Here is an 8,039-nt window from a genome sequence, read left to right as displayed (position 1 = left end):
CGTGATGCTATATCTGCCCATTCTTGTGACTTATTTATGCCTTCTTTAATTCCCCACTCTCAGACCTGAATCCTTACCTGCCAACTTGTCCAAAATCTCCACAACTTCTCTTTCAAAACTTACCTGGGCACGATTTGTGCGCCCGCCGACGTATAGTTTGCCGTTGGTTTCCAAAGCCCAAATCTGGGAGTGAGACAGATAGCTCATCAGCACGCTGAGCATTAGCAACCCGAAGCCAGTATAAACTATTGGAATGCCCGGATCAGCTTTAATTTGCAATCCCGTACTGCCTACAACTTCGTCAATTGTCAGCATGACTCCGTTAACTTCTACCGCCGTGCCGGCGCGAACAGTAGTTAACAATTTGCCATCCGTACCGTACACTAACATCGTTCCTTGCAAGTCTTTTGCTAGCAGAGAAACTCCCGCACTCAAATCTGGTTTTGTGGGAATCCAAGCACCCCAAATTCTGCCTTTACCTTGGGTGTCTAACTGAGCCATTGGCAATTGTAAAACCGGGCTTTTGTTGAGGCGAACTCGCACGGCGGCTATTGCCCAATCTGCTTGATAAAATGTGACTCCCCGGTATCTGAGGGGCTCGTTAACGTGAATGGTTTTGCGATCGACCTCTTGGCCTGTTTTGTCCAAAACTGACAGGTCAGAGTAAAATTGGTCGATTCCGCCTTCGGGAGTATAATCAATCCAGAACCGATTAACTCGCATCGACCAATCCTTCGGTATTTGCGGCCCGGCCCAAGGCCCCGCATCCAGGATATTCTGCACCTGAAATGTTTCGCCGCTGGGAACCATTTCTTGACCGAGAAATCCCGTCATCGCGCCCCACATCGACCCAGCTAAAATAATTAGCATACTGGCGTGAACAATAATCGGGCCGATTTTACCAATTATTCCCTTGCGAGCATAAACTTTTTCGCCTTCTCGAAATATGCGGTAGTTTTTTTGCTGCAAAAGTTGTTCTAACGAACTTAAACCAACTGTTTCTAATTCCGCACTGAGAGCTAATTTTTCAAACTGTTTTGGTTCTTCATAAAATTTCCAGCGGCGGGCGGCTTTTAATGCAGGAAATTGTCGGGTAAATGTACAAGCTGTTAAGCTGCTACCGAACAAAATTAAGATTGACAAAAACCACCAAGTGCGGTATACGTGGTCTAGTCCTGCAATTAGCACAACTTTCCAAGTTAGGAAGCCGAACAAAGCCGGGTGTTCTGGATAGTTTGATTGATAAAAGGGTACTGATTGACCTTGTTCGATGACGGTGCCAGAAATGCTGAAAAATGCGATCGCCAGCAGCAAGATAATTGCCAGCCGCAAATCTGCTAGCACCGGCAAGATTTCTCGCTTGAAAAACCTTTGAGGGGCAGTCGCCCAGTTTGAGAGTTTTGATAGAAATACTTCTTTTGATGTCATTGGTAATTATGGAGGAAGTTCGGCAACGAGCAATGTACGGGATGTAACGGATGGAAGGAAGTTCGGCAACGGATTGTGTAACGGATGTAACGGATGGCACAAGGGAGAAGGAAGAAAAAGGAGGGAAAAACAAAAGATGAACAAAATATTATTATGTTTATTGAAAAAGTCTCAATCAATTTTGAATTCTTTCTCTTTTCTTTCTTTCTTCCTTCGTGTTCTTCGCGTCGTCGCGGTTGGTAAAAAAAAACTTAATTCACGCATTCAGTAGAGATTGCTATATCTCTAAATAAGGACTGAAGTCCTGAGAACGAAAGTTACGCGGGAAGGATGCGGGAAAGCAGAGAGAAAACGCCAAATCCTACTAGCAAAACGCCGCTAACCGGCGTAATCCAACTCGACCACCGACGTAATTCTAACAACTTTTTAATGCTAGCAGTAAAAGTACCTGCTATTATTAGCGGAGCGACGTAGCCAGCAGCATAAAACAGCAGCAACACACCACCTAAAACTGTATCTCCCGTTTTGGAAACCCAAGCTAAGAGTGTAGCTAAAACAGGCGTGCTGCAGGGAGACGCTACTAAACCAAAAGTTAAGCCCAATAAGTACGATCGCACGCCCGCCGGCAAATCTTTCGGAACCCACCCCACAGCGTCGAAAGACGGCATTTGTAAGGGTAAAGCTTCGAGTAAATTCAGCCCCATTAGAATAGCAATAATGCTGACAAGAATCGGCAAACCCAGGCCAATTTTGCCGTAAACTTGTCCGGCAAATGATGCTACAATACCTAAACCCGCAAGGGTGGTGGCTAATCCCAGGGAAAACCACGCAGACTGGGCGGCAGCTTGCAGGCGGCTTTTTGCTTCGTATCCACCGATGTAGCCGATCGTGATCGGCAACATTGAAAGCATACAGGGCGTTAAGCTCGTTAGCAACCCTGCCAGAAAGATGACTCCGACGCTGACTAAACTGAGGTTTGTCAGTTGAGTATTTACTAAATTATTAGCAAATTGTGCGAGTTCGTAAAGTTGAGTTTGCAGGGTTTCCATCAGTCGATTTTAGATTTTAGATTTTAGATTGACTCACAGCCCATCGATTTTAGATTTTAGATTTTAGATTTTAGATTATTAGATTTTAGATTGACTCCACAGCCCATCGATTTTAGATTTTAGATTGACTCCACAGCCGATCGATTTTAGATTGTAGATTTTAGAGATACTCTACAGATGAATCTGGGAGTTTAAACTAAATATCTAATTTTTTTGCTTTTCACGACTCCTGTCGGGGGCTTGTAGCCCTAGGCAGGTGACTTCAGGTTCGGGGGTGTTCTGGCTTTGTTGAAAATTGTAACAGATGCGTGCCGGTTCGGTTTGAGATTTAAGATTTTAGCGATATTTACTGGTTGGGAGTTAAAAGGTCGATCGCACCCTGGTTTAAATTGATATCTTGACAGTATCCTCAACAAGCTGTTGGCAACGGGCGCAGCTTGGGAGTTAAAAGGTCGATCGCACCCTGGTTTAAATTGATATCTTGACAGCATCCTCAACAAGCTGTTGGCAACGGGCGCAGCCTCTTGCACCAGATAATTCATTGACTGCGAAATCGGCCCGAAAGCCTGTTAAAATTATTCAACCAGACTTTAATTTTACTCTACTTTAAATTAAAGCCACTTTCTTCATTAATAGACCCGTCCGGCATTATTGCCCCTGCCAGCACCGCACCTCTGAGATTAGCGCCAGTTAAAATAGCGCCTTCTAAATTAGCATTGCTCAAATTGGTTATTTGTTTGGAACCTCGGAACAAGAAGCTGTGCAAGTCAGCACCTGTCAAATTACTGTCGGCCAAATTAGCATATTGCAAGTCAGCACCGTGCAGCGTCGCATCCGTTAAATTAGCTTCCGTGAGATTGCTTCCCCAAAGTCGAGAATCTAAGACATTAGCATCTTGTAAATTGGCGCGGCTCAGATTTGCTAAAGTCAGATTAGCATCCCACAACTTCGTGCCGTTGAAATTAGCTTCTGTCAAATTGGCTCGACTGAGATCCGTGCCTAAAATCTCAGCATTTGCTAAATTAGCGCCGGTGAGATCTGCGTCAGAAAGATCCGCATCTTTTAAGTTAGCACCGGACAAATTAGCGCCGGACAAATTAGCGCCGCTCAAATTGGCTTCTTGGAGATTAGCTCCCCGCAAATCCACAGCGCTCAAATCGCATTGCTTCCACAGAAAGCTGACGCACCAATTATCTTTTAATAGCTGACTCAAATCCTCCGAATTCGCGGCCATAACAGGAGGAGTTAAGTAGAGAGTGAACAGGACGATCGCCAATACTGCCGCGCAGAAAGTTTTCAACCTCATAACTTTTTTCATTGACACTAATTTGCGCCATAAATTATTGATGTCTAATCAAAGCATAGCAAATAATCTGCAACTTTCCTCAGCAAGATTACTCAAAAATATTAGTGTAGTGAAAGGTTAATCAGGGTTGGCGCAGGCACAAACTTAACTCAGCCAGTCTTAGACGCCCTTTGAGCGAGAAACACGGTTGCTTCACAAATGCCTCGCTGCCAAACTAATTTTTTTCCTAAAAATCTGGTATCAGATAACCGCAAGTTCGATCGGGATTTGGCAGTGCAATATCGCTACAAAGTAATACTTGCTGCTAGCAGTTGCGATCGCTCCCCCAGGGGCCTACCTGCAAACAATCCCCGTAGGAACTGCTCAATATGGGAAGAAAGAAACCGCCCAGCTAGCCTGAAAAGCTTATATTTAAAGGGTTGTAGACGCATTTTTTCACAATTGCGATCGTCATCACTAACTAAGCCTAACTTTCATCACACAATTCAAGCCCCAGCATCACCACATCTCATCAAAGTTATCACCTTCCTGAGACTACGGATATCACTGTCAGTAGCTGAAGTATGGAGGAAAATAAGAGCATACAGTTGAACACCACTCCTCCCATGCCTACTATCCCCCTTCTCCCAAGCCAATTAGTTGTGACAACTATTTTCAATTCGATCGAATCTTTGGGATTCACTAATATTGCAGGCAAAGTATTTCCGGGGGAGCAAGCTGAATCCCGACAAGAGGCAAATTTAAAAGTTAGTACCCAAAAGTTTTACACTCAGGGTTTAAAAAATCTCGAACAACAAGACTTGCACGGCGCTATTAAAAATTTTACTGCCACAATTAACATTAATCCGCAATTCGCGTCAGCTTATAACGATCGCGGTGTGGCCCGCTACAAATTAGGCTACAAGCAATCGGCGATCGAAGATTTAACTACAGCCATCGAGCTCAATCCTTACCGAGCCAAGTATTATAGCAATCGAGGGTTTATGCTGACTCGTTTAAAAGATTATACTGCGGCGATCGCCGATTACAACTCGGCACTCCTGCTCAACCCTAATGTAGCTCAATCTTACTTTAACCGAGGTGCTATCCGCCTGCAAATGGAGAATTCCCTGGCAGCACTAGCTGATTTTGAGTCAGCAATTCGCCTCGATAACGATTTTGCTAAAGCTTACTTTAACCGAGGAGTGACTAGATATAAATTGAGAGAGGTTCAGGGAGCATTTGAGGATTTTCAGAAGGCGGCAGGGCTTTTTAAGCAGCAGGGGAGAATGGATTCTTATCAAGAGGCAGTTTCTCAAATTACAAAGCTATGGTGTTAGTTGAATTTGGCAATTGGGAATTGGGAATTGGGAATTGGCCATTGATAATCAGGTAAGGTGCACCGCAGAGCACCCTACACCTATAATTATTGCGTCAGTCTTGTTAAAGTTAGCCAACTCTCAAGGCGGCGTCTCTGGAAAGCAAGTTATCGGCAACGGAAGCCGTAGAAAAGTTAATTTCAAAAGCAGCATTTTGAACTGCTGCAGGAGTGGCATTTTGAACCACAGCCAAAGTAACTCCTCCAAATTGAATGAGTGTGTTGCTGCCTGATTGGGTGAATGAGGTGTTGGATAAAGGGCTGGTCAAGGCAATGCGATCGCCATCTCCCGGCCTAAAATCAAGAATTATATCGCTCGACGCATCCAACTCCAGATTTTCACCCGTAACCAGAACAAAAGTATCTGCCCCGGCGCCACCAGTGAGAGTATCGCTACCAATATCGCCGATTAAAACATCGTTACCATCGCCGCCGATTAAAACATCGTTTCCTCTGCCGCCTCGCAAAAAGTCGTTACCAGCATCGCCATTGAGATTATCGTCGCCGAGATTTCCGTTGATAATATCGTTGCCAACACCTGCGCTAATGGAGTCGTTACCTTTGCCGCCTCTGAGAAAGTCGTCACCCGCTTCGCCCGTGAGGGTATCGTTGCCTTGGCTGCCATTAATTGCATCATCCGTGGGTGAACCGAGGATGCGATCGTTTGCGCTACCTCCCACTACACCGTTAGAATTTTGCTGAGAGTCTTGGGAAGTGACTTGATAGTTGTTCGGGGTGTTGGCCAATCTGAGGGCTCGCAAAGGCAGATTTACAAAATTGGTACTGTTAATGAAATCGTTGAGGACATTAACATCGGTAATGATGCTAGAAACCCGACTGGGGACGATTCCTTGAACGACTTTTGCAGTCGAAATGCGATCGCCCTGCTGCACCGCATTCACCGTTTCAAAACCTTGAATAACGTTGCCAAAAACAGCATAATTACCATCCAAAAATGGCAAATCATCCAAAGCAAAATAAAACTGCGAAGAAGCCGAATTCAAAGCATTAGAACGAGCCATTGCCACAGCCCCGCGAGTGTGCGGCAACTGCGGCGTCTGGGTTACAACTTGGTTGTAAACAGGTTGCGCGGCCCCTTGCGGCTTAATTTCCAAAGGAATAAAACGCGGCTGATTGGTATCCGGGTCAATAAAATTACCCGTTCCCAATTGACTTGCTGGAATTCTCGTATCTCTGCTGCGCGGATCGCCTCCTTGCACCACAAAAGGCTCTGGCTGGCGCACAACTCGGTGAAACATCACCCCGTCGTAAATGCCACGTTCCACTAAGTCAACAAAATTTCCCCCAGTAATCGGGGCATTAGTGCCGTCTACTTCGATCGTAACGGGTTGACCGTTAATTACCTGGACTACTATAGCTTTGCCTGTTAACGGGAGTGCAGCGCTCATGGGTAAATTGCTATTTGAGTGAGTGATCGTTGGGTTTTAGAAGCAATCCGCGAATTGCCCTTACCCATTTAATCAGAAAACTGTAAACTTGTCTTAAGTACAGTTCTACTTCTAAAATTTATGATGTCCCGTCGCAATTTTTTTAGCACTTTATTGGCAATTTGTCTAGTTGTTCTAAGTTTCAATTTTGCCACACCTGCATTGGCCCTCGGCGGCAAGCTTCCGACGCTGAATGAAGCCGCACCGGATTTTAGTTTGCCGACAAACAGCGGCGACGGACAAGTGTCCCTGTCCGATTATCGCGGTAAGTGGCTGGTAGTCTATTTTTATCCGAAAGACTTTACATCGGGATGTACGATCGAAGCGCGGAGATTTCAGGAAGACTTGCCGAAATACTTGGCAAAGAATACTCAAATTATCGGTATTAGCGCTGATGATGTCAACTCCCACGCGGAATTTTGCGATTCGGAAGGTTTGAAGTTTCCGCTGTTAGCTGATACCGATGGTAAAGTGAGTAAAGCTTACGGTTCTTGGATGAGTTTTATCTCGGCGCGACACAGTTTTATTATTGACCCTGAAGGCATTTTGCGCGAAACTTTTGTGAAGATTAATCCGGCGATTCATTCTAAAGAAGTGTTGGCTCGTTTGGGGGAATTGCAGGCTAACGGGTAATCTGAGGTTTTACATTATCTAATATCATGTTCATCATGATTTTTGAGAATTTGAATTAGTCTTTCTTTCTGTTATTGAGACAGATGGTTTTGGGCTGGCATCTATTCGGAGGAGGGCTAATTTATCTGACCTGGATATGATAGCGATCGCTTCTCGGTCATTTGTAAGCATTAAGGTGTACTACCCTAAAGATCGATGGCGTCGCGCTGGGGCAACAACTCCCTAACTGGGTATCTACTCCTGGTGTCAAAGCCACCATTCGCGCCACCCTAGCCAACAATCCCACCCTCTGCCCCTGCAACGATGTGACGATCGTATCTGTGCTGTTTCCGCCCTCAGAAACCTATACTACAGGCCGATATTTGTGGACTTGGTATAGCCCCTTCCCTGGGTCAGATGGCACTCACAGTCGGCCTGTGACGTTTATGGAGTCGGCATCGGAGATTGGAGCCGGTACAAGTCTGGCATTAGCCGATTATTTTTATTACAAAGAATTTCAAGAGCCGATCGATCCCCGCTATGTAGAACCACCGGCATTTTGTACAATGCCCGCCCCACGGACAGATGCCTTGGCAAATACGTGGATGCGGGTTAAAGAAGTCCCCACAATCTATATTCCTCGGGGAATATAGATTGTGGCGCAGAAACTGGGTTTGTGAGGGCGACATCCAAAATCAGTCCTGGACGCATAAATAGCAAAGAAACCGGGTTTTTTTACGAAAATATTGGTTTATAGCCTTTAATATTGGTAAAAAACCCGGTTTCTGCGTTCAGGACTGAAAATCTTGCGCTAAGCGCGATCGAAAATCAAAAATCAA

The 8,039-nt window shown here is 45.2% G+C and carries 8 protein-coding genes; 3 read left to right on the top strand and 5 right to left on the bottom strand.

The features are described 5' to 3' along the window. Window positions 1-45: 45 nt before the first annotated feature. The 4 genes from QUB06_RS16595 to QUB06_RS16580 form a co-directional block, all read right to left on the bottom strand. Entirely contained in the window at window positions 46-1,428 is a 1,383-nt protein-coding gene (locus tag QUB06_RS16595) for a cytochrome c biogenesis protein (protein WP_333436197.1), read from the bottom strand. Window positions 1,429-1,745: 317 nt separating this feature from the next. Continuing rightward, on the bottom strand, window positions 1,746-2,477 hold the full coding sequence (locus tag QUB06_RS16590) for a cytochrome c biogenesis protein CcdA (RefSeq protein WP_333233091.1): 732 nt from the start codon (window positions 2,475-2,477) through the stop codon (window positions 1,746-1,748). A 248-nt stretch (window positions 2,478-2,725) separates the two neighbouring features. Continuing rightward, window positions 2,726-3,019 (bottom strand): hypothetical protein, encoded by a 294-nt coding sequence (locus tag QUB06_RS16585; RefSeq protein ID WP_333436196.1) that lies wholly within the window; start codon window positions 3,017-3,019, stop codon window positions 2,726-2,728. 59 nt (window positions 3,020-3,078) lie between these two features. Next, window positions 3,079-3,795, bottom strand: coding sequence for a pentapeptide repeat-containing protein (locus tag QUB06_RS16580; RefSeq protein ID WP_333436195.1), 717 nt, complete (start codon window positions 3,793-3,795; stop codon window positions 3,079-3,081). A 593-nt stretch (window positions 3,796-4,388) separates the two neighbouring features. On the opposite strand from QUB06_RS16580, the gene QUB06_RS16575 reads away from it, so the two are divergent. Further along, complete coding sequence (locus tag QUB06_RS16575) at window positions 4,389-5,102, top strand: tetratricopeptide repeat protein (protein ID WP_333436194.1); 714 nt, start codon at window positions 4,389-4,391, stop codon at window positions 5,100-5,102. A 109-nt stretch (window positions 5,103-5,211) separates the two neighbouring features. Here the strand turns inward: QUB06_RS16575 and QUB06_RS16570 are convergent, their stop codons facing one another. After that, window positions 5,212-6,549, bottom strand: a complete 1,338-nt coding sequence (locus QUB06_RS16570; RefSeq protein ID WP_333436193.1) for a peptidylprolyl isomerase — start codon at window positions 6,547-6,549, stop codon at window positions 5,212-5,214. Between the two features lie 123 nt (window positions 6,550-6,672). Here QUB06_RS16570 and QUB06_RS16565 point away from each other — a divergent pair, with 123 nt between their 5' ends. Next, window positions 6,673-7,221, top strand: coding sequence for a peroxiredoxin (locus QUB06_RS16565; protein ID WP_445251391.1), 549 nt, complete (start codon window positions 6,673-6,675; stop codon window positions 7,219-7,221). A 305-nt stretch (window positions 7,222-7,526) separates the two neighbouring features. After that, window positions 7,527-7,853 (top strand): hypothetical protein, encoded by a 327-nt coding sequence (locus QUB06_RS16560; RefSeq protein WP_333436191.1) that lies wholly within the window; start codon window positions 7,527-7,529, stop codon window positions 7,851-7,853. Window positions 7,854-8,039: the final 186 nt, after the last annotated feature.

The sequence above is a fragment of the Microcoleus sp. D2_18a_D3 genome, from assembly GCF_036702455.1.
GTDB lineage: Bacteria > Cyanobacteriota > Cyanobacteriia > Cyanobacteriales > Microcoleaceae > Microcoleus.
This window is presented reverse-complemented; position numbering and strand designations above follow the sequence as displayed.